Here is a 20,976-nt window from a genome sequence, read left to right as displayed (position 1 = left end):
TCTTGTGGCCATACTACGCTTTTGGCAGGACAACAGCCAACCGGCAGCCACTGCCGTTTCCTTTGAAGCACAGGACAACATTACCGTTCTAGCTGCCGCCAGAGCTGCCGGTGTTTTGGTGGAATCCCCTTGCAACGGTGCCGGTACCTGCGGTAAATGCAAGGTTCGCATTCCGGCCTATCCCCCTGAAGCACTCCTGGCCCGGCCCGGTTGCCACCATACATTATCGCCGGAAGAAATCAGTCAGGGCATCTTTCTCGGTTGCACTACTGAAATTCAAGGGCAAGCCTTGGCTACTGCTGTAATCGATATTTTCGTCCTCGAACGTCAGGATAAAAGCAATGTACAAATTCTGAGTCAGGGACAACAGCTGGCCGTAACCCTTGCTCCCAACATAACCAAACAGTATTTGCCTGACAAGAGCCAAACTTTAGTACTAACAGGCAAATCAGTACTGGGAACAGAACCGGGAAATACTGCAGCTATTGCTCACGGCCTAGTTGTTGATATTGGCACAACTACTTTGGTAACGGCATTATTTGACCTTACTACCGGCCAGGAACTTTCTGCCGTATCAGCTCTCAATCCGCAAAGCCTGCATGCCCAAGATGTATTATCCCGCATCAAGCTGGGAAATTCACCTGAAGGCCTGGCAACTCTCTATACTGATATTATTGGCGCTATCAACAGCTTGATTAGCGAACTGACTCAAACCACAGGCATCCAGCCACAAAGCATTTATGAGATCGTGTTCAGCGGCAACACCTGCATGCTGCATCTGGCGTTGAATACCAATCCCGCTTCGCTGGGGAAATTCCCCTACACACCCGTTCTTTGGGGTAACAGCTATCATGGAGCAGCAGCTATCGGCCTTACCGCCGCTCCCTTTGCCCAAGTCTACCTGCCGCCAGTTATGTCGGCCTATGTAGGAGCAGATATCACTGCCGGAATTTTAGCTGCCGACTTAGCCAATCTTGAAGGCACTACGCTGTTTGTCGATATTGGCACCAATGGTGAAATGGCCTTGGCGGTTAACGGTCGCCTTTCAGTAACCTCAACAGCTGCCGGTCCGGCCTTCGAAGGCATGAACATCGCCTGCGGCATGAGAGCGGCCCCTGGGGCCATCGAAAAGTTCAAAGTAGAGCACAGCGGGAATGTGGACGTAAAAACCATTTCCGGTACTCCGGCTGTCGGTATCTGCGGCAGTGGCCTGCTTGACATTGTTGGTGAGCTTGTCAGAACCAAGCTAATCAATAAGACCGGAAAATTTGCTGAAACAGAAACTACTCAACCACACCCTTTGCAACGGTGGTTAAAAAAAGAAAACGGCAAAACCGTATTTTCCATCCAGCAAACCGTCTATTTATCGCAAAAAGATATTCGCCAGGTACAGCTGGCCAAAGGAGCCATCCGGGCAGGCATTGAATGTCTGCTTGCTGCCAATGGACTAAGTACTACCGAAGTTGACCGCGTATTTATCGCCGGTTCTTTTGGATTTCACCTTAATGCCGATAGTTTAATCAACATCGGTATGCTGCCTGAGGCCTTTAGAGGAAAAATCGATTTTCTCGGTAACACCGCCAAAACAGGCGGTCAGGCCCTGCTATTAAATCAAGATTCTCGCCAAACAATCGCTAACCTGATAAAACAGGTGGAAGTGTTAGAGTTAGCCACCTATAGCGACTTTGATAAAACTTTTGTTAACTGCCTGAATTTCTAAGGAGGTATTTCCATGAGTGATCAACAAGCTTCTGAGCGCCTTAGCTGCGCCGACTGCCATCAATTAAATTGCTATCGCCAAGACAAGCGGTTCCCTGACTTTTGTCTGACTGTAACCTCACGCGGCGATGCCGACATTGACGCCGAAATTGCAAAAGCCAAAACTATCTACACCGAAGAAGGCCCTGACCGCCAGATGGCACTGGCAGCGGCTGAAATCGAAGGCTTGTACTACGGCAAGCTCACACGCGTAGAAGAAATTATAGCATTTGCTAAACGAATTGGCGCCAAAAAAATTGGTATTGCCACCTGCATTGGCCTTATTGAAGAAACGCGGGTATTTTCAAAGGTACTTGCCGCTAAAGGTCTTGAGAGCTACAGTGTCATCTGCAAGGTAGGCTCGATTGATAAAACAGAAATCGGTGTACCGGCCGAGTATAAAGTGCAAAAGGGCTGCCATGAATCCCTCTGCAATCCCATTCTGCAGGCCTGCCTTTTGAATCAGGCTAATACTGACCTTAATGTTGTCGTTGGATTGTGCGTCGGCCACGATTCCTTATTTATCAAGCACTCTGATGCCCCAGTCACAACTCTCATAACCAAAGACCGAGTGTTAGGACACAATCCCGCAGCAGCACTCTATACCAGCGGGTTTTATTATAAACGTCTCTTACAAGAAGAAAAGGAGTGATACTTAGTGCGCAAGCCTCATCTACTTATCGCCAGCCTCACCATTGCTCTTGTTTTTAACCTACTACTTGCCGGCTGCGGTCAACAAAAGGCTGAGCAGTCAGTAACACCCTCGGCCACACAATCAACCACCCCCACTGATAAAATCAAATTTAAAATTGGTTATTTACCTGCTGTTGGCAATATCTTGTCATTTGTTGCCAAAGAGAAAGGCTTCTACGAACAGGAAGGCCTTGATGTTGAGCTGTTTCAGTTTACTAATTCCGGTGAAGGTCTTAATGCAATCAAAGCCGGCAAACTGGACGCCGGCGCCTTTGGCACCTCAGCTCCCCAAGTCTTTATCGCAAAAGGAACTCCCTTTGTTGATATCGGCGGTATGCAAAGTGAAGGCCATGCTGTTGTAACCAAACCGGAAAATGCCCAGCAGTATTCCAATCTGCAGGGTTTTGTCGGTAAAAAGGTTGCTACTGTTCGCCTGGCAACCGGTGATGCGGTGTGGAGAGCGGCCATGTCCAAGGCAGGCATTGACTGGAAAACACAAGTAACCATCCAAGAGCTTGACTCTCCTGCTGCCGTACTTGAAGCTGTAAAAAAAGGAGCAGCTGATGTCGGACTTGTATGGGTTCCCTTTTCTGAGATGGCTGAACAACAGGGATTACAAATCGTCTCTTGGTCCTCCGAGTATATGCCGGGACATGTATGCTGCCGGGTAGTCGCGCTCGAAGATAAAATCAAAAATAACAAAGAAGCCTATATCCGTTTATCCCGCGCCAGCATTCGTGCCTATGACTTCTATATCAATAATCAGGAAGAAACCCTTGATATCGCCGGTAAATATGTCAAGCTAGACCGGGAATTACTCAGAAAAGCCACCTATAGCGGTCACATCCACAGCATCCCTGACCCTAACAAAAAAGGTTTTATCGCCTTTTGGGAAGCTATGAAAACGGCCGGCTACATTCAAAGTGACGTTGATATTTCCAAGCATGTAAACACGGAAATTTACAAAACAGCACTTGACCAATTAAGCCAGCGGGAACCCCAGAATATAACTTATCAAAAGCTTGCTAAAGACTTTGTAATAAACAATCAATAATCGAAACGGAGGGATAGCTTGTGGCCTTATTGAATCTTGAATCTGTTTCTCTTACTTATCCGGGCGACGAGCGTCCGGCCGTAGCAAACCTATCACTAAACATAAACCAGGGCGAACTCTTAGCAGTAGTCGGTCCCAGTGGCTGCGGCAAAAGCTCAACCATCGGCCTGCTGGCCGGGCTGACACCAGCGACAAGCGGCTTGCTTACATTAAATGACAGCCCGATTCTTGCCCCCGGCCCGGACAGGGCTGTTGTCTTTCAAGACTACTCTTTGTTCCCCTGGATGACAGCCCTTGCTAACATCATCTTTGCCCTAGATGAATCAGGCCGAGCGACAGGTAAAACTGCCGGCGAACAAGCAAAAAAGTTGCTGGCTATGGTCGGTCTCAGCAGTTACAGCCATAAATATCCCAGTGAACTGTCAGGCGGCATGCGTCAGCGGGTAGCCATCGCCAGGGCCTTTGCCCTTGATGCCCCGGTCTACCTTATGGATGAACCCTTTGGCGCAGTGGACGCCAAAAACCGGGTAAGCTTACAAGATCTGCTGCTCAAGCTATGGGCCGGTGATGGCGACAAAAAAACAGTGTTTCTGGTCACTCATGATATTGACGAAGCCCTGTATCTTGCCGACCGCATTGCGGTGTTTACTCCCGGTCCGGGAAGAGTCCAGAAAATCATCGATGTTCCTTTCCCCCGGCCCCGACGGCGTTTTTTCCTGGTGCAAGATCCCCGTTATATTGAACTGCGCAATGAAATCCTGTCCTTGCTGCAAAAAGAAATTCTGGCAGAACTCCAACAAGTGGAAGGAGGCGCAGGCATATGAGTCAAACCAGCCGCGACCGCCTGCTATTAGGCATTGCCGTCCTGCTGCTGTGGCAGCTAAGTACCGCCTGGTTAAAACTGCTCGATCCTGAGCTATTCCCACAGCCGTTGCAAGTTCTGCGCCTGCTTGTCGAAGACCGCCAGGTATTTTTAAAAAGTCTGCTCAGTTCCTTTAATCTGTTATTCTGGGGTTGCACCCTGGCAGCACTGCTAGCTATCCCCCTAGGGCTCATTGTCGGCTGGACCCGGCGTCTGCGACTGGCTATTGAACCGGCTACCAATGTCCTGGGACCCATCCCACCCATAGTCTATATTCCCTATGCCATTGCCATCTTACCTACTTTTACGCAATCCTCGATCTTTATCATCTTTATTGGCGCTTTTTGGCCATTATTCATGAATACGATCGCTGGTGTAGAAGCCCTGGAAAAGGATATCGTTGATTCTGCCAAAACCATCGGTGTCAGCAAGAAATCCATGCTTACCAAGATTCTCTTGCCAGGAGCTATGCCTCATATCGTCAGCGGCGGTGCTATCAGTATGGTATTGGCCTTTATCCTCTTAACCGCAGCCGAGATGATTGGCGCCACCAGCGGCCTGGGCTGGTATGTAAAATACTTTTCCGACTTTGCCGACTATCCGCGAGTGGTTGCAGGGATTATAGTCATCGGTGCAGTCGTGCTGACAATAATGACCATATACCATCGATTGGCCAGCTACCTGCTGCGCTGGCGGAAGTAGAAAATGTTTCTCTTTATTCACTCTTTTTCACTCAGATAAAAAAGAACCGGCTTACGTAACACAATGGACGTTTTGCTTCCGGCGCCAGGCATAAACCATAACAGACAGTCCGAACATGACCAGTCCGAATAACAGTAAAATAAGCAGGCTTTCCGGCAGCTCCGGGGCGTAGCCACCTAGAGCCAAATCCCGTAAATTATCGGCAATATACGTTAAAGGCAGGGTATAGGATATTATCTTACCAAAAAGATTCATAGCATGTCGTGGCCAAGTATATCCTGAAAACATAAAAGCCGGCACTGCATAGGCTACGGCTATTTGAACCAACGTAACTTTATCACGACAAAATGCAGCGAACAAACTGGCCATTGAGGCTATGGCAAAGATAAATAAACCACCTAACAGGATCAAGCTACTTATACTGCCTCGAAAGGGAACTTGATAGATTTCAACTGCAATAATGATGCCGCTGAGAAAAGAAATAAAACCGCAAATCCAGTAGGTAAGCACCTTAGAAAATACTATTTTTGTCGGGGCTACCTCTTTTAGTTCGGCCAGGTTTTCATACTCATTCATCATCGCCATTCCAACCGCCATTAAAACACAAGATTGAAATGCGGTAAATAAAATGCCCAGTATAAAAAAGCTGGAGTAATTGAGCGTAGGGTTGTTTACGACCCTGATCCTGGACTGAATCGGTATGACATTTCTTATCGCCTGACTTGGCATTTGCCCCAACGATTCGACCAAGTCCATGCCAATCTTACCGGAAAAAGCACTCCCTATTTCCTGAGCTGAACTGATGATCGTATTGGCAAATACAATATTCGCTGCGTTTAATTCCAGTAGAATCTCCGACCCGATCCCCTTTTTTATATTCTTTGAAAAATCAGGCGGAATCGAAAGTGCGGCATATGCTGTTTTTTCCCGCATCAAACTTTCCATTGCTTCCTGAGATAATACCTGAGCAACTACCTGATATTTTTCTGAATCGGCAAACGCCTGAATTAATGCCCGGCTAACCTCTGTTTGATCCTGATCATAAATTACCAACGGAACATAATTTACAATGTTTTCTTTGTATAATTCCCCCATGAACATTGTATAAATTGATGCGATTGCTAAAATAATAATCGCCAGTAAAGGTTCTTTTCTAAACATAACCCGCAATTCTCGGGCGACAATATCCTTAACCGTCATACTATCACCTCTGCTCTAGTGAACTTCTCGATCGGCGCCAGCGGAAGAGAACGCTGGATATCATAAACACTACAATGCCTGCTGTGTATAAAGTAAGACTATCACGCAATAAATGAGGGGCATACCCATTGAGCATTAGATCACGAATGTTATCAGCCATGTAGGCAATCGGTGCAACCAGAGAAAACCCCAGACCAAAAGCATTCATCGACATTTTCGGCCAGATATATCCGCTGAATAATAGGGCCGGCATAATATACAGCAGCGGCAGTGCGGCAGCCTGAACTTCATCTGGAGCAATCGTTCCAACAAAAACAGCGATGGCTACTACAGCGAAAACATAAGCACCGGCAATTAACAATAAACTTGCAATTCCTCCCTGGCAGGGAAGATGAAAACAAACTATGGAAAGCAGTGTATATACAGCAAAAGCCATAAACCCGCATAACCAATACACCAATAACTTTCCGAACAAAAGAGTCGAACTTGCCACTTCCTTCAATTCGGCTAATCGCCGGTAATTCTTGTTAATAAGCGGTCCAACAACCAAAATCAGGCCGACTTGCAGCCCGTTAGCTCCCATACCGGCAAGAATAAAATTCGTGTATGCATAAGTTGGGTTGTTAAGTACCCGTAACCCCATGCGAAGCGGCGCTACCTTTTTTAAAGATTCATCCGGCAGTTTGCCGCCAGCTTCAATTAATTTTTGCCCGACCCCGGCAGAAACTGCACTAATTATCTCCTGGGCTGAACCAATAGCGGAATTAGCAAATAGTATATTACTACCATTTACCTCAATCATTACTGATGATGCCAGTCCTTTTTTTACATTTTTGGCAAAGTCAGGCGGAATGTTGATACTGACTTGAGCCGTTTTTTCACGTATACATTCTTCCATTTCTTCCTGAGACGTTACATAAGACATTATTCCAAATTTTTCTGAACCGGCAAACGCCTGAATGACCGTACGGCTTAACTGTGTCTGATCCTGGTCATAGACTACGGTAGGTATATATTTTATTGAGTTTTCCTGATATAAAATACCAAACAGGATAACATAAAGAATTGGAATACCAAAAATGAGAATGACGGATATACGATCGTCAATAAATAGTTTCCGAAATTCCCGTTTGATGATCATGCCAAGCTTCACTTTATACACCACCAGTTACAAAACGGAAGCGCATGCCTGGACGAACTTTTTCGGAATTAACCTGCACTTTGACATTGAACGTAATAATATCATTGTCACTGCGTTCATTTGTTGCCCGGTAAGTGGCAAACTCAGGCTTTTTGCTGATATCGACAATTACTCCCGATAATTTGAGCTTACTATCCCGGCCTTCCAATTCAACAGTCTGGTTGATAGAATAACGGCTGAGTTCCGTTTCCTTCACTTTCAGATTGACCCAGTTATCCATAGTGTCCTGAATAGCTACCAGTGGCATGCCCTGGGATACCATAGCGCCTTCTTCCACATATTTGGTGGTTATAATTCCATCAAAAGGCGCCCGTATTTCGGTTTCGTCTAAAGAGACTTCCACTTGCTCCAAGCTAGCCTGACCTTGAACTACTTTACTGCGCATCGCTTGTTCATTGGCGATATTGACATTGGTTTGCAACAATCCGGCTTCGGCTGAAGCTACACCGGCCTGTGCCTGGGTATAAGCAGCCTGAGAAACTTGGTATTTCGTACGGTAAGTATCAAATAATTGCCGCGAAATAGCGCCTGATGCTACCAGTTCACTATAGCGATTATAATCACTTTCCGCTAGAGCCAAATCCGACTGGGCTTTTTCAAATTGGGCATAAGCGGTGTTCAAAGCGGCACGGGCGGTTTGATCCTGCAGAACCGTAACGGTGGAAGCCTGGGCAGTTTGGGCTTCCAATGATTTAACATTGGCGCGAGCCTGATTCGCCTGAGCAACAATGTCGCGACTGTCAATACGGGCTAAAAGCTGTCCTTTTTCAACCCTATCGCCCTCTTTGACTAACAAATTGATAACCCGGCCCGGTATTTTAGAATTAATATCCACTTCCTTGGCTTCCGCACGGCCCCACATCTCAGGAGAAGCAGCCGCATTGCCGCCGCAGCCGGTGAACAGCGTGACAGATAGAATCAGTAGTAACATATAGGTCGCCCCGCGCATAAAAATAGTATCAGGTTTTGTAATCATCCTATAAATCTCCTCTCTTTAGTCACAGTTCGATACAGGTTAGATAATTGTTTGTACTTAATTGTACTAATTTTGTGTTATTTGGTATTGGCAGGCGTTTTTAAACTGCGTGTATGCCACGCAGTTTAAATGGAAAATTCTCTAGTGTTAAATTGGACCTGCTCATGGATACTTTCTTGTCAATAATCCATGTAACAGGATGTCCAGCATGGCCGCCACCGCATCAGGATAAGTCATGTTGTTTTCAGCAAGAAAAGGATAGCTGCTGAAATCCGTGCTATTGAGCATATGCTGAATGACCCCAACATGTACATGGCGAATAGAACCAGCCTCCATCCCCTGAAGAAGTAATGCAGTTAAATGATTCATTCGATCCTTACGAAAGTCAGCAACTCTTTTCCATTCTTCCGGATACGTTACACGAAGATCATCATAAACCCGGTTATGAAAGGGTTCAAAAGTTTGCGATGTAATAGTCAGTACAGCTTGAAGTTTTTCAACTATTGATAAATCAGAATCATATATTTTCTCCTCCTGCGCTCGAAAATCATTTAAAACAGTATCTAAAATAGCAGTAATGAGTTCGTCTTTAGAAGAAAATTGTTCATATAGCGATGACTTGCTGATGCTAAGCCGTTTGGCAAGATCACTCATAGTAAATTTAAAACCCCGCAAATTAATCTCCCCGACAGCGGCCATAATAATTCGATTTCGCAAAAATACCCCCCCAAAGTTTTGTACCATTCAAAACCAATATGGTACATTAGTTACCCGTGTTATATTGTAGGTCATTTATTAGCATATGTCAATAATTAACACTGATGACCTTATACCATCATTTGACCAGCTACCTGCTGCGCTGGCGGAAGTAATGCAAAATTACGACTTAATACATTCAAAGAAAGAGACCAGTTCGTAGAACACTGGTCTCTTTCTTTTCTTATCGACGAGGATAACACTGTCTTGGGAAGCACTGTCTTGGGAAGCACTGGCGTGGGAAACACTGGCGCGGGAAGCATTGGCGCGGGAAGCATTGGCGCGGGAAGCATTGGCGTGGGAAGCACTGACGGGGAAAACAAAACCGGCGCGGATTACAAAACCTTGGATAACAACCAAACGGAAAGCATTGACGATAATCATAGGATTCTGATTCTTCATTCTCTTCTGCATCCCATTCTTCAATTTCAGGAGATTCCCATTCATCTCTTGGCACTATATTCATCTCCTTTTTTGAGAATTGCCGCAATTTAAGAAAGTCACGGCTATTACATAATATGGATAACTTTCTTCAAATGACACTCTTTGTTTTTGGTATATGTAAATATATTGGAAACGGCAGCATATCCCTTTACGAGGAATGCGCTGCCGTTTTGTTTACACTATTTTTTCTTTCGCTTGATGCAGTCGACAAATGCCTCCAGTCTAGTGAGAACACCAACATCGCTGGCGTGTTCATCAACACTTAATGTTAGTAAGGGCAAATTAAAGTCCTGCGCAATATTTTTGAGTGCATATTGCGCTACTATTTCAGGCATACAACCAAAAGGATATATATGGATAATCCCGTCATAACCATGCTGGGCGCACCATAACGTACTTCCTACTGATTTTAACCCATCACCGCCAACGTGATGCTTAAGATAGGGCCTGGCCTGCTTCTGGCACGCGCGCTCTTCACTATATAACCCCAGAAAGCTCAATAATGTGTTAGAAAAGACCCACGCCCCTGTATTAATAAACTTTTTAACCTCGATACCTTGTTTAATCAATACGTCTTCCACTCTATAATTGACATACGGTTCAAGTAACAAATAGAATTCTCCAACTAAGCCGACTTTCGGCGGTTGGCTATCCTTATCTTCACTCATTGACTTTATTAATTGAATAACCCGATTTTGTTTATCCTTAACATCTCTAAAAGCGCGACAATCACGAAAATCTTCAGCTGATTGGTTCGCTATATCAATGATTGTATCCGGCGTAGCAGACCGTGATCCGTAAAAATTTTTAGCACTGTTTATGGTATCAAAAGCTTTTAGTGTTTTTATCGCCATAGTAAGTTGTTTTACTATCGCCAAACGGCTGACCTCTGGAGCCACAGTATGTAAAAATTGATATAACCCGGTAAGGAGATGGTTGGTATCAATGGTGTAAAATCCTACATTTTTAGTCTTGGAAAGCTGAATTTTTTGTACGGCACTGTAAAAACCAAAGCGGCATTTCCCTGCACCACACATGGTTATAAATGTATCTGCACCCTTGTCAATACTCTCCAGCAAATTACCCATATTCATTTTATATGGCAAACATACACCTTCCGGTGAGTACATTGAACCCAATTCAACCGTTTTCCTGGAAATTGCCGGAGCTTCAACAACTTCAACACCAAGGTTTGTCAGCATGTTGTAGACCGGTATACTAAGATAGCCCATCTGTGGGTAACTTACCTTCAAGCTTTAACCTCCTTGCTACCATATCCCAAAAGGCTTCAACTCGCGTAATAAGTCCGGCATTGCCGGTATGTTCATCAATAGTAAGTACCATATGTGGTTTATTACTTGGTTTGAAAATATGATGCTCCAGATATTCGTTAACAAGCGAGTCAGGACCACAGCCAAAACTGGACACAATAATAACACCTGCAATGTCGTCTTGTCCGCAGAAATACCGGGCAGCACCGGCGATTTTCATTGACAGCTGCCAATAAATATCCTGCTGAAAGGCTTTCGCTTCCTCATAAATTCTTTTGTTTGGCAAATCACTGGAGATAATAAGCTCTACCTCCTGAGATTTGAAAAAGTTTTCAATATCGCTATTGAAGAAAACATCTTTTACTATGTAACTATGACCGATAATCGCGATTTTGGCCTTTGCCGGGTGGACAGATTGGATCGGAATAGTATTCTTCCATTGTTTAACAGCCTGACGGTAGGCCTGCTGACCGGTGAAATCAGACAACCCCAGTGGCCGGCATATAGTGTGAACAGCCTTTGCTATTGTAGTTGCAGAACTATTTTCAATATCGGGACTAAGTAATTTCTCATTAGCCAACCTAAACGTATTTTGCACAATATCCGGTAAACCGGCAAGTTTTGCACAAAGATGATTATCCGGATAATACTGAGCGATACGAGGTACGAAAATATGACTGCAGGTGGTTAATAAGGATTCGACATGACCTAAGTAAACCTTCAATGGTATACACGATTCATCAATGGCAAGCGACATCCCCCGGTCTAAAATTTGTTTATTGGTCTTACCGGAAAGAGCCACTGGAACCCCAATGTGCTGAAAGAAGTCCAGCCATAAACTACCGAACTCGTGATATAGCAAAGCTTCAGGAATTCCGACTTTAACACCCATTTGTCTCACCTTGTCATATCTTAGTTTAGAGTAAAAAGGAGGTAGTTCTACCTACCTCCTTTTTGCTATTGTTGCTGATTACTTAATTTAGTTTCTGATGTAGAACTTACACGACTATTGAGTTGGGCAATATGACGATCCATATCTTGGGACATTTGTTCAAACATCGTCTGTGCACCTTGGTCGTCAGTAGATGTGGCAAAGGTTGCATACGTACCTTTGGCAGCTTCAGCAGCAGCTAAAGCCTTCTCTAAGTCTTTTTTTACAGTCATACTAATATTAGCCTCCTAATTGGTAGTTTAATGTTCCGTTTACTATTATTTTACAGACTGCCTTTGATTATTAGTGGAAATGTTTTACATCGATAAGTATGACTCCCACACCCATCCCAAAGAATACAATGGAGGTTTGAACTACTAGTTTAAGTCCAGGGACATATACTTTAAAAACAGATTAAAGGGAGGTTACCTGTGATATTTTTATATGCCTTTCTTGCGGTTCTTTGCCTGGGTTCAGCACCACTATTCGGTAAATCTGCCCTTGACAATATTAATCCTGTCACTACTCTGGTAATCCGAACCTTCATCGCTACCGGCCTTGTCAGTATTTGGCTGCTGCTTACGAAAACCTATGTTGAATTTACTGCTTTATCCTTATTCAGCTGGTTAATGGTCAGTATGGAAGCACTTTTGGCAGCGGTCTTAGGTGAATTGGCATATTACTACGCACTTGAAAAAGGCGACGTTTATGAGATTGCAGTCCTCATGTCCTGCGCTCCGCTCATCACAATTATCTTGGGCTATTTATTTCTGAGTCAGCCTTTGTCCTTAAGACAGCTTATTGGCGCACTTGTTGTAACAATCGGTCTGGTAATATTATGTGGCGATTAAACCTGACAAATTATTCATCACTATTCTTGTTGCTATAGTTTGAGGAGGTCTTGCGATTAACAAACAGTTGCCCTTTAGAGTCAATCCCGGCATAGGTTACCTCAGATATATCATGGATACTTCTCTCGCTTAATTGTTGCTTTAGCCAAGCTTTAGAATGGTTTTGTCGATGTAAATTTCGCTCAATGATTACTCCATCCATAATTAATTCCACCGGAAACGTAGGATCAGGTAAGTGAATATTAAAATCACTTTTCGTTAAAGGCTGGTAGTCAGTCTTTTTTATCACGCTTAAATCTCCAGTAGTTTCTAAAATAGCGTATTGTACTTCGGCAGGATCTAAGACGCCTTGTTGACGCAAATGTCCATTCAATTCATCGATATCGTAGCGCAGGCTATGCATGTTTGCTTCAATAATATGTCCATTTTCTATCACAATTGTCGGTGAGCCATCAATTAATTTCCTCAGCGGCCGGCTTTTTATTGTAACAAGTGATACCGAGTAGGTGAGGGCCACAAATAGGACAAGGTCATAGTAGTGGTTCCATACTTTATCAGCATCTGCGGCTGCAATGTTGGCTGCGAGCGAACCAATGGTAATACCACTAACATATTCATAGAAGGTAAGTTGCCCGACCTGCGTTTTACCAAGCATTCGAGTAAAAATTAGTAGACCTATGAATACTAGCGAGGTCTGCCAGGTATCGCGAAGAAATTCCTGCCATTCCATAATTTTTCCTCCTTTGTGAACCCGTACGTTGTATAGGTTACACCAAGCGCAAGGAAGATATGTTAATATTCTTCACGAATTAGCAGGAAACGCTAACGACTTAACAAAACAATCTTGAAATTCTGGTTGCAGGGACAGTTCCACAATTTTAATTGTTGTCCAATTTGTAGCTCTTGTGTCTGGTTGAATCACCCCACTCACGCTACAGCCTCCTGCCGGTTTTTTAATTTCCGTACGGCAACATTAGCATCTGTCGCATATATGTCAGCATTAATTTCATCGGCAAAGGCCTGCGAGATTGGCCCGCCGCCAATAATAACAGTAACTTTGTCCCTGAGCCCGCGTTTTTCCAGTTCCTCGACGACAACCTGCATACCATCCATGGTTGTCGTCATTAGCGTAGCCATAGCAACTACTGTGGCGCCAACTTCTTCGACTTTATCAGCAAAAGCCTGCAAGGGAACATTGCGGCCCAAGTCATATACTTCAAAACCACCTGTCTCCAGCATGATTTTCACAATGTTTTTACCAATATCATGCGTATCCCCCTCGACAACGCCAATTACTACTTTTTCCGCATTCTGGTTGTAATCCTTAGGCAAATAAGGCTTGAGGATTTCCAGTCCCGCCAGCATAGCATCCGAACAGAGCAAAACCTCAGGGATAAAATATTCCTGCTGCTCGTACTTATCTCCAACAATATTCATACCTTTAACCAAGCCTTCAGTGATTGCCTCAAAAGCTCCCATGCCAGCATCAATTGCAGCTTGTGCCGCTGCTTTCGCCCCATCCTCATCCATCTCAACCACCGCAGTTGATAACGCGTTCAAAATATTTTGATTTGTCAAAACCATGCACCCCTCTTTAAATAATTTATTATTAATATAGGTTTTTTCTATTATTTTTAATAAAATCCTGCCGTTTTTTGAAAGGATTTTACTTATATATCTATAATTACTATTACAGATATATAATATTTCTTTATTTAAGCAGTTACCTGCCAAGATAGAGAAGTGGGGGGGATAGTCATGAAAACCACCTGGAAAGATGAAATGACACCAAACGAAAGATTTAAGGCATTTGCCACAGGTAAGCCGATAGACCGGATACCCTGTCTGCCTTTGGTTACAGACCAGGCTTTTAGCCTGGCCGGCGGCTCAATGGCAAAGTATTATCATTCCGCCACTCTAATGGCCGAGGCCCAAATCCACGCTTTTGAAACTTACGAAACCGATTCGGTTGGCGCCGGTCCGGGATTATTCGGTATCGCTGAAGCCATCGGCAGTACATTAACATTTCCCGATAACAGTGTTCCCTATGTTTCCGCACCGGCGATTTCGGGTTATCAAGACCTTGAGAAAATGGGATTGATTGACCCTCACCATTCTGGAAGATTGCCCGTCATCCTGGAAGCGCTCAAGATTATCCAGGAAACTGTTAAGGATCGCGTAGCAACAGGCTGCTCGGTTGGCGGTCCATTTACTACGGCTGCAGCTATCCGCGGAACCGATATATTTCTCAAAGAAATATGCCGGCAGTCAGAGCAGGTACACCGTTTACTGCAATACGCTACTGACAATATCCTGCTCTTCATTGACATGCTCTGCGATATGGGTATTAAACCAAGCCTCGCTGAACCTACAGCCTCCGGCACCTTAATCAGCGCCAAGCATTTCCGTGAGTTTGCTCAACCCTACCTGCGTCAATGCGCGGATCGAATCTCGCAGCGTTGCGGGAGTGGTCCTTTTCTCCACATTTGTGGCGACACTATGAATATTTTGGATGACATGGTTGACATTGGCGCTACTGTACTAAGTTTAGATAATCAAATCGACTTAAATGAAGCCAAAAATAAGGTGGGCCTTAAAATCTGTCTGGCCGGGAATGTCAGGCCATACACCTTATGGCGGGGAACCCCCCAGGAAGTTACGAATGAAGTTAAGGAATGTTTGCAAAAAGCTTATACTAGTCCAAAAGGATTTATGTTATCAAGTGGCTGCGGACTATCGCTGGGCACCCCGACAGCGAATGTTCTGGCCATGATGGACGCTGCCCGGAAATATGGCAAATGGCCAATCACGCCGGAACAACTAGCATAAAAGTAAAATGAGGCTGTAGAAAATGCAAATTACGTTTTTCTACAGTCTCATTTTACTTTATAACACGAACTAATAATCACATGTAACTATCTTTCCATCTATCTTTGGAATATCATGTTTTATTTGTTCAAGGACTTCCAAAAAGTATTCCGCTTCCCGAAGCACATGATCTGCTAATAACGGTGGTATTAAAGATATTACTTTGCATGCTGAAATTAAATCTCTCGCAGCCTCTTTAAAGTCCCGGATTTGCATCGTTGCTTTGGTTACGTCCTTTTCAAACCGGATAAGGTCATTATTGGGACAGAAATGCCACAGCATACTATCAAGATCGCGAGCTTGAAGTTGTAATTGCTCAAATTGAACTGCAAATGCATTAGCCTTTTCGACAAAACCTCGCTCCGAGGGATCAAGCAAACCTGCAATAAATCTGGCATGGTCTGCCATATGTCTGAGCCAAAAGACATTGTCACTGACTATGGAATCAACAGGATATTTCATATCACCGTCCTGAATTTTTTGGAGAAACTTCAAAAAATACATGGCTTCACGGGAAATGTGGTCTATCAATAATGGATAATTAGAGCCCCCTATTTGACATTCAATGAGTAACTGCAAAACATGCCGTTTAAAGGCAAAGATATTTTTAACAGCTACCATAATCCTACTAACAAAAGCCATAAACTCTTCATCACACTTGATATTACATGAATGTTTTTCAAGGTCTGCAAAGACATTGTAAAATTCTTCTGCCTGACAAATAAGCTCAGTATCCGAGCAGGCAAAGCCCAGCTTCATGAATAAAGAATGTTCTTTCATTATTCTAAGCCAAAACTGAACCCGCCTCATATTCAGACACTCATATGGTTTTACTTCTCGGCAAAATATATCCACATTATATCCTCCTTATCGCACTTTATTACATAATATGCAGATAAAAGATAATGTGGAACGCTTGCCTGACTGCGTCTATTTATACAGCTTTGGTAAATGGCAACTACTGCCGGACAAATAAATAACCGCCATAATAACTAATTATTCCCTTGGTCCCAATTAAATTCCAAAGTAACAACTAATTCACCAGCTTCCGCTCTTACGCTAAAATATGAGCAATAAGAAAGTACTTTTCGTAAGGAGCGAAACTGTTTAGGGGAGTCCCCGGTTATTTCAGGAACTCGAACAGTTATCAGTGCCTTATTATTAAAGTTTTCTACAATACTTACATTATTTGAAATCAGCTTTATGGCAGTTAAGATACGTATAAATGTCGCCCTTCTCATAGAACAGTCCTCCTTCCGCTTATTTATGTTAATTATATCATATTGTTTGAGTTTATGTATGAGTAAAGTGTTAGATAAGTCCATAAACAGTCATAATAGTTCGTTTGCATTGTGGTTTTATCCAGGGTAAATTTTGAGTAATAAGAAAGCTATTATTGCTGTGGCGAGAAAGATTCTGAAAGGCAACTCATCGCCATCACTACATAATAGCTAAGTTTTTTTACTATTCACATCAGGTATATCAACCTACTTATTCTGCCAGGTCCTGAAAGTTTTTATTTTATGCAGCAATCCTTTGGCGTCACCATCAAAAGTTAATGCCCTATCATCCACATACACTATCGCCGGCGGCTTATATGCGAGCACCTCATCAACAAAGATGTCATGTTTATCCAGCCATTCCCTGACCGCTTCCAAACCACCTTCCTGAAAGCACCGTGTCGAAACAACGACAACTCTATAATGTTTCCGTATATTGCCTATTGCATCCTTAATCCCATCGACCGGAGGGTCAGGAATACTATCTATCCCTTGCCAGCCGCTTGTATAGCTATGAATTACGCCATCAAAATCTAGAACCACGGTTTTAGCCATTCCAGTCACCCTTTGTATCTGGCTCCGGCTCAACATCAGTCTGCTGGCTTCTTTCCATTGATTTTTTAAGCTGGCGACTAAGATCAGCATTCTCTTTCAATGCCATTAAGTAAGCTTTTGCCAGTTCTGTTCTATCCATATCTCCTATACGCATAAATAACCCATCAATATCGCACATCGACAGCAACCTCTCTTTCAGCTATTATGGCCTTCAATTTTATAACATTTAGTATTACCGAACTCAATATCATCAATCATACTCCCGCTAGCTCCTCTTAATTTATTTCAGATTATTACCTGACGTATATACCCGGTTTGGAAATACTAGTAAATAAAGCCCCCGGCACACGTCGAGAGCTTCTCTAAGAAAATTGTTCTTATTGAGGACTATCCTTCTTGGGGACAGCAACAATATATGCGTTCTTCACTAAATGTCCGGGGTTAATATATTGAGCATCAAACCACATGTCTCGAAACCGCCAGGCATTAAAGGAAGATATTCCGTCCGGGTTATTGACAGTAGTCCAATGCACAGCAGGATCGGCAAAGAAGATGGTGTCGACTCCTTTTTCAGGTGATTCATAGGCGGCATAGTAACCAGTAACGACGACCCAATGGCCTCCCCAATCAATCCATTCAACAAGGGTAGGAATTCCCTTCTTTAAGTTTTCCCGGAGTATTGCCAATGTTCCGTTATAACCGACCTTTACTTCAAAACCGTTCTTCCTTAACCAATTTCCCATCTGCTCTGGGGTAGTGCCGGGATGCTTAGAGTTAATATCGCCAGTACCCATCCCTTTGGCAATTAGCATTTCGGTATCATGGTTCATCGATTGGTCACTTAAGACATTGTACCAGTGCAAAAGTGACATAACAGCAGCCGGTCCACATGTATAATCAGTCGTCTGTTGATAGCCTTTGACCCCAAGCGATATGTAGTACGGGTTGGGTTTCATTTCGTAATAGTTGGCTGCGCCAGTTGAATTTGGTGGTGGTAGAACAGGTTCTTCCCCTGCGAGGCTTGCCATGGTAAAGCAGGCAAGGAAAATGAAGCAGAGCAAAGCAGTCCGCAAACGATTAATGTACACCAGTTTGATAAACATGCAAAACCTCCTTAACTATATGAACTCTTTTATAATATAAATTGTAGCACAAAGAAGAGTCAGCGATAGCAATCTTTGTAAAATATTTTAAACCAGTTCCCACTCCACGCAGTAGCTTGCAGGATATGCAAGATCCCCGTTCCGGACAAAACCCAAACGGGGATCTTAGTATCTACTTTACGGTATTTATTTACCATCTTGGTGGTGGCTCATGCGGTGGTGGCGGCTCATGCGGTGGTGGCGGTGCTGGGTGGTGATGCCTATGTTTATCCCTGTGTCTAGGTGGTGGACCCTGTGGTGGTGGGCCTTCCGGTGGCGGATCACCACGATAAAGCATTTGATAATTTTCATTTGGATAATTGTCTTGAGCACTTGCTATCGAAAAAAAGCTCATAACAAATACAGCCATTACTAAAACGGCTACTTTTTTCATTCCGCTAACCTCCCTTTTATTTTAAGCGATTGAATCATCAATATAGTTCAGCATCCATATCATTTTATGCACTTACTTATACTATTACGCCTGCAACTCCCTAAACGTAAAGCCATTTTCTTAGTCGATACCAGTATACTCTCCATTCTTTTGAATTCTATTAGAAAATCATGGAAAATAAAGGTGACAGGACCGCTTTTACATCAGTAGAATAAAAACAGGTGTATATCTACACCTGTTGATAAGGCAACTTCAATAGCTAAGGCCTCTTTAAATGAAACTATTGTACTTCTAAATCATAATATCTTAAATTTTAAACTGTCTAACCGCTGCCTGCAACTCTTCCGCCAGCTTAGCAAGGCTTTGACTCGAAGATGCGATTTCCTCCATAGATGCAGATTGTTCTTCGGTTGCAGCCGATACTGTCTGTGCTTCCCCTGATGATTTTTTACTTAAATCATCAATCTTTTTCACTGAACTCACAATCTGCTGGCTTCCAACGGCCATCTGCTCAATCGCGACAGATATTTCCTTAACTCGCCCCGATACTTGATTTACTAAATCTGTTATTTCGTGGAAGACATCCCCGGACGCATTTACTACCTCGGCCCCTAATTTTACTTTTTGGGTACCATCATTCATAGCAACAACAGCTATGTCCGTATCACTTTGAATTTCATTAATTAACGTTGCAATTTGTTTGGCTGCCTCTTGGGATTGTTCAGCTAGTTTGCGTACTTCTTCGGCTACCACAGCAAAGCCGCGTCCCTGTTCACCGGCACGGGCTGCCTCGATAGCAGCATTTAAAGCCAACAAATTAGTTTGTCCGGCAATACTGGAGATAGTATCGACAATCTGCCCGATTTCCTTTGACCGATCACCTAACTTAGCCACCACTTCAGCAGAGGTGGCTACCGTCTGTTCAAGCTGAGTCATTTGATTCACCGCTTTGTCTACCGATTGAATGCCATTATTAGCTTTATCGGCTGCCCGAGCGGATTGATCGACCACTTCATTGGCGTTGGCGGTAATTTGTTCTATACTGGCTGATATCTGCCCTACCACTGCAGAAGCATCGTTAGCTGCAGCCAACTGTTCTTCCGTACCTTTAGCTACACCAGTAATGGCTCCTGCTATTTGGTTAGCCGCTTGGGCGGATTGATTAGCACTAGCAGTCAGTTCTTCAGATGAGGATGCCATCTGCTCTGAAGATTGAGCAATTTTTGCCACTGTATGTTTAATACCAATGACCATTTGGTTAATAGCCTCGCTAATCTCCCCAAACTCATCATACTTATTAACAGATACATTCTCCCGTAAGTCTCCCTCAGCATACCGCTTAGTCGAATCTCGAATTATGTTTAGAGATTCCTTTATATAACGTGGAATAGTAATTGTTACTATACCTGCAATTAATACAGCTAATATACCAAAAAAAACAGAAATCAATATAACTTTTCCAACTAATTCCTTGATAATATCAAGCCGTTTTTTTACAATTTGAGTATTTTCTTCTACCAGCTCATGGCTGCCCTTCATGATACCTTCAGCAAAAGGTACAAATTTTTTACCAACATCAATAGACTGGGCTTGAAGTGCTTGCGCTTGCTCCTGATTGCCTGCCTTCTGTTCACGCATTTGCTCACGTATAACCGGTACAAATTCTTTTGCTGTACCTTTCGTATATTCAGTAGTATCACTGATTAATTTTTCTACTACTGAACGTTTACTATCGTCGGTTATTGCTAGTATTTGATTTTCTATTTCTATTACATTATTTAACTTAGTACTAAAATTATCCATCATCCTTTCAGTGCCATATGCGACGTAGCCCCGAGCTTCACCAATTGCGCCAGTAAACTCATTCTCTATCTTTAAAGATAGTGTCAACCTTGTCGTGGCTCTCTCTAATTCAATGACTTGATCTTTAATACCACCCGCTGAATAATAGGAAATGCCCCCTAGTAATACAATTAGCACCGTCATTACCACAAAACCAATCGTGATTTTTGTACCTACTTTCAAGTGCATCATAAAT

General features: G+C 43.4%; 25 protein-coding genes. 7 read left to right on the top strand and 18 right to left on the bottom strand.

The features are described from left to right. Nucleotides 1-4: 4 nt before the first annotated feature. Genes AC1ECB_RS00270 through AC1ECB_RS00250 form a run of 5 tightly spaced genes read left to right on the top strand, consistent with a single transcriptional unit; the run spans nt 5 to nt 5,069 of the window. Nucleotides 5-1,720: an ASKHA domain-containing protein gene (locus AC1ECB_RS00270; RefSeq protein WP_485666933.1), complete on the top strand. Its 1,716-nt coding sequence runs from the start codon at nt 5-7 to the stop codon at nt 1,718-1,720. 12 nt (nt 1,721-1,732) lie between these two features. Continuing rightward, complete coding sequence (locus tag AC1ECB_RS00265; protein ID WP_485666932.1) at nt 1,733-2,410, top strand: DUF1847 domain-containing protein; 678 nt, start codon at nt 1,733-1,735, stop codon at nt 2,408-2,410. A 6-nt stretch (nt 2,411-2,416) separates the two neighbouring features. After that, complete coding sequence (locus tag AC1ECB_RS00260) at nt 2,417-3,505, top strand: ABC transporter substrate-binding protein (RefSeq protein WP_485666931.1); 1,089 nt, start codon at nt 2,417-2,419, stop codon at nt 3,503-3,505. A 20-nt stretch (nt 3,506-3,525) separates the two neighbouring features. Further along, nucleotides 3,526-4,329, top strand: coding sequence for an ABC transporter ATP-binding protein (locus AC1ECB_RS00255; protein ID WP_485666930.1), 804 nt, complete (start codon nt 3,526-3,528; stop codon nt 4,327-4,329). Continuing rightward, on the top strand, nt 4,326-5,069 hold the full coding sequence (locus AC1ECB_RS00250) for an ABC transporter permease (protein WP_485666929.1): 744 nt from the start codon (nt 4,326-4,328) through the stop codon (nt 5,067-5,069). Before AC1ECB_RS00255 ends, AC1ECB_RS00250 begins: the two co-directional genes overlap by 4 nt. Before the next feature lie 51 nt (nt 5,070-5,120). Here the strand turns inward: AC1ECB_RS00250 and AC1ECB_RS00245 are convergent, their stop codons facing one another. The 8 genes from AC1ECB_RS00245 to AC1ECB_RS00210 all read right to left on the bottom strand — a co-directional run bounded on the left by AC1ECB_RS00245 (nt 5,121) and on the right by AC1ECB_RS00210 (nt 12,081). Then, complete coding sequence (locus AC1ECB_RS00245; RefSeq protein ID WP_485666928.1) at nt 5,121-6,269, bottom strand: ABC transporter permease; 1,149 nt, start codon at nt 6,267-6,269, stop codon at nt 5,121-5,123. A gap of 4 nt (nt 6,270-6,273) precedes the next feature. Continuing rightward, nucleotides 6,274-7,422, bottom strand: a complete 1,149-nt coding sequence (locus AC1ECB_RS00240) for an ABC transporter permease (RefSeq protein ID WP_485666927.1) — start codon at nt 7,420-7,422, stop codon at nt 6,274-6,276. Between the two features lies 1 nt (nt 7,423). Beyond that, the gene (locus AC1ECB_RS00235; protein WP_485666926.1) at nt 7,424-8,446 is read right to left on the bottom strand and encodes an HlyD family secretion protein; all 1,023 of its coding nucleotides are present in this window, start codon (nt 8,444-8,446) and stop codon (nt 7,424-7,426) included. A gap of 162 nt (nt 8,447-8,608) precedes the next feature. Continuing rightward, nucleotides 8,609-9,163 carry a TetR/AcrR family transcriptional regulator gene (locus AC1ECB_RS00230; protein WP_485666925.1) on the bottom strand — a complete coding sequence of 185 codons (555 nt, stop codon included), beginning with the start codon at nt 9,161-9,163 and terminating at the stop codon, nt 8,609-8,611. A 162-nt stretch (nt 9,164-9,325) separates the two neighbouring features. Beyond that, complete coding sequence (locus AC1ECB_RS00225) at nt 9,326-9,604, bottom strand: hypothetical protein (protein WP_485666924.1); 279 nt, start codon at nt 9,602-9,604, stop codon at nt 9,326-9,328. A 221-nt stretch (nt 9,605-9,825) separates the two neighbouring features. Continuing rightward, nucleotides 9,826-10,899: a hypothetical protein gene (locus AC1ECB_RS00220; protein WP_485666923.1), complete on the bottom strand. Its 1,074-nt coding sequence runs from the start codon at nt 10,897-10,899 to the stop codon at nt 9,826-9,828. Then, nucleotides 10,865-11,809: an acyl-CoA dehydratase activase-related protein gene (locus AC1ECB_RS00215; RefSeq protein WP_485666922.1), complete on the bottom strand. Its 945-nt coding sequence runs from the start codon at nt 11,807-11,809 to the stop codon at nt 10,865-10,867. Before AC1ECB_RS00215 ends, AC1ECB_RS00220 begins: the two co-directional genes overlap by 35 nt. Nucleotides 11,810-11,874: 65 nt before the next feature. Continuing rightward, on the bottom strand, nt 11,875-12,081 hold the full coding sequence (locus tag AC1ECB_RS00210; protein ID WP_485666921.1) for a DUF1657 domain-containing protein: 207 nt from the start codon (nt 12,079-12,081) through the stop codon (nt 11,875-11,877). Nucleotides 12,082-12,279: 198 nt separating this feature from the next. Here AC1ECB_RS00210 and AC1ECB_RS00205 point away from each other — a divergent pair, with 198 nt between their 5' ends. Then, complete coding sequence (locus AC1ECB_RS00205) at nt 12,280-12,699, top strand: EamA family transporter (protein ID WP_485666920.1); 420 nt, start codon at nt 12,280-12,282, stop codon at nt 12,697-12,699. 10 nt (nt 12,700-12,709) lie between these two features. Here AC1ECB_RS00205 and AC1ECB_RS00200 read toward each other — a convergent pair whose 3' ends face one another. From AC1ECB_RS00200 to AC1ECB_RS00190, 3 genes are all read right to left on the bottom strand, one after another. Next, on the bottom strand, nt 12,710-13,429 hold the full coding sequence (locus AC1ECB_RS00200; RefSeq protein ID WP_485666919.1) for a DUF421 domain-containing protein: 720 nt from the start codon (nt 13,427-13,429) through the stop codon (nt 12,710-12,712). Nucleotides 13,430-13,501: 72 nt separating this feature from the next. Beyond that, on the bottom strand, nt 13,502-13,630 hold the full coding sequence (locus AC1ECB_RS00195; protein WP_485666918.1) for a hypothetical protein: 129 nt from the start codon (nt 13,628-13,630) through the stop codon (nt 13,502-13,504). Beyond that, nucleotides 13,627-14,283, bottom strand: coding sequence for a corrinoid protein (locus tag AC1ECB_RS00190; RefSeq protein ID WP_485666917.1), 657 nt, complete (start codon nt 14,281-14,283; stop codon nt 13,627-13,629). Before AC1ECB_RS00190 ends, AC1ECB_RS00195 begins: the two co-directional genes overlap by 4 nt. Nucleotides 14,284-14,457: 174 nt before the next feature. Between AC1ECB_RS00190 and AC1ECB_RS00185 the strand changes: the two genes are divergently transcribed. Beyond that, nucleotides 14,458-15,528, top strand: coding sequence for a uroporphyrinogen decarboxylase family protein (locus tag AC1ECB_RS00185; RefSeq protein ID WP_485666916.1), 1,071 nt, complete (start codon nt 14,458-14,460; stop codon nt 15,526-15,528). A 69-nt stretch (nt 15,529-15,597) separates the two neighbouring features. On the opposite strand, the gene AC1ECB_RS00180 is transcribed toward AC1ECB_RS00185, so the two are convergent. The 7 genes from AC1ECB_RS00180 to AC1ECB_RS00150 all read right to left on the bottom strand — a co-directional run bounded on the left by AC1ECB_RS00180 (nt 15,598) and on the right by AC1ECB_RS00150 (nt 20,972). After that, nucleotides 15,598-16,422 (bottom strand): DUF2935 domain-containing protein, encoded by an 825-nt coding sequence (locus AC1ECB_RS00180; RefSeq protein ID WP_485666915.1) that lies wholly within the window; start codon nt 16,420-16,422, stop codon nt 15,598-15,600. A gap of 137 nt (nt 16,423-16,559) precedes the next feature. Next, nucleotides 16,560-16,808, bottom strand: a complete 249-nt coding sequence (locus AC1ECB_RS00175; RefSeq protein WP_021166601.1) for a hypothetical protein — start codon at nt 16,806-16,808, stop codon at nt 16,560-16,562. A 246-nt stretch (nt 16,809-17,054) separates the two neighbouring features. Continuing rightward, entirely contained in the window at nt 17,055-17,402 is a 348-nt protein-coding gene (locus AC1ECB_RS00170; RefSeq protein ID WP_485666914.1) for a hypothetical protein, read from the bottom strand. Continuing rightward, complete coding sequence (locus AC1ECB_RS00165; RefSeq protein WP_485666913.1) at nt 17,395-17,541, bottom strand: hypothetical protein; 147 nt, start codon at nt 17,539-17,541, stop codon at nt 17,395-17,397. The genes AC1ECB_RS00170 and AC1ECB_RS00165 overlap by 8 nt, the downstream gene beginning before the upstream one ends. 238 nt (nt 17,542-17,779) lie before the next feature. Next, nucleotides 17,780-18,505 (bottom strand): peptidase C39 family protein, encoded by a 726-nt coding sequence (locus AC1ECB_RS00160; protein WP_485666912.1) that lies wholly within the window; start codon nt 18,503-18,505, stop codon nt 17,780-17,782. Nucleotides 18,506-18,695: 190 nt separating this feature from the next. Then, nucleotides 18,696-18,938, bottom strand: a complete 243-nt coding sequence (locus AC1ECB_RS00155; protein WP_485666911.1) for a hypothetical protein — start codon at nt 18,936-18,938, stop codon at nt 18,696-18,698. A 306-nt stretch (nt 18,939-19,244) separates the two neighbouring features. Beyond that, complete coding sequence (locus AC1ECB_RS00150; RefSeq protein WP_485666910.1) at nt 19,245-20,972, bottom strand: methyl-accepting chemotaxis protein; 1,728 nt, start codon at nt 20,970-20,972, stop codon at nt 19,245-19,247. Nucleotides 20,973-20,976 lie beyond the last annotated feature (4 nt).

This window comes from Sporomusa sp. 246TCP1 (assembly GCF_057319775.1).
This window is presented reverse-complemented; position numbering and strand designations above follow the sequence as displayed.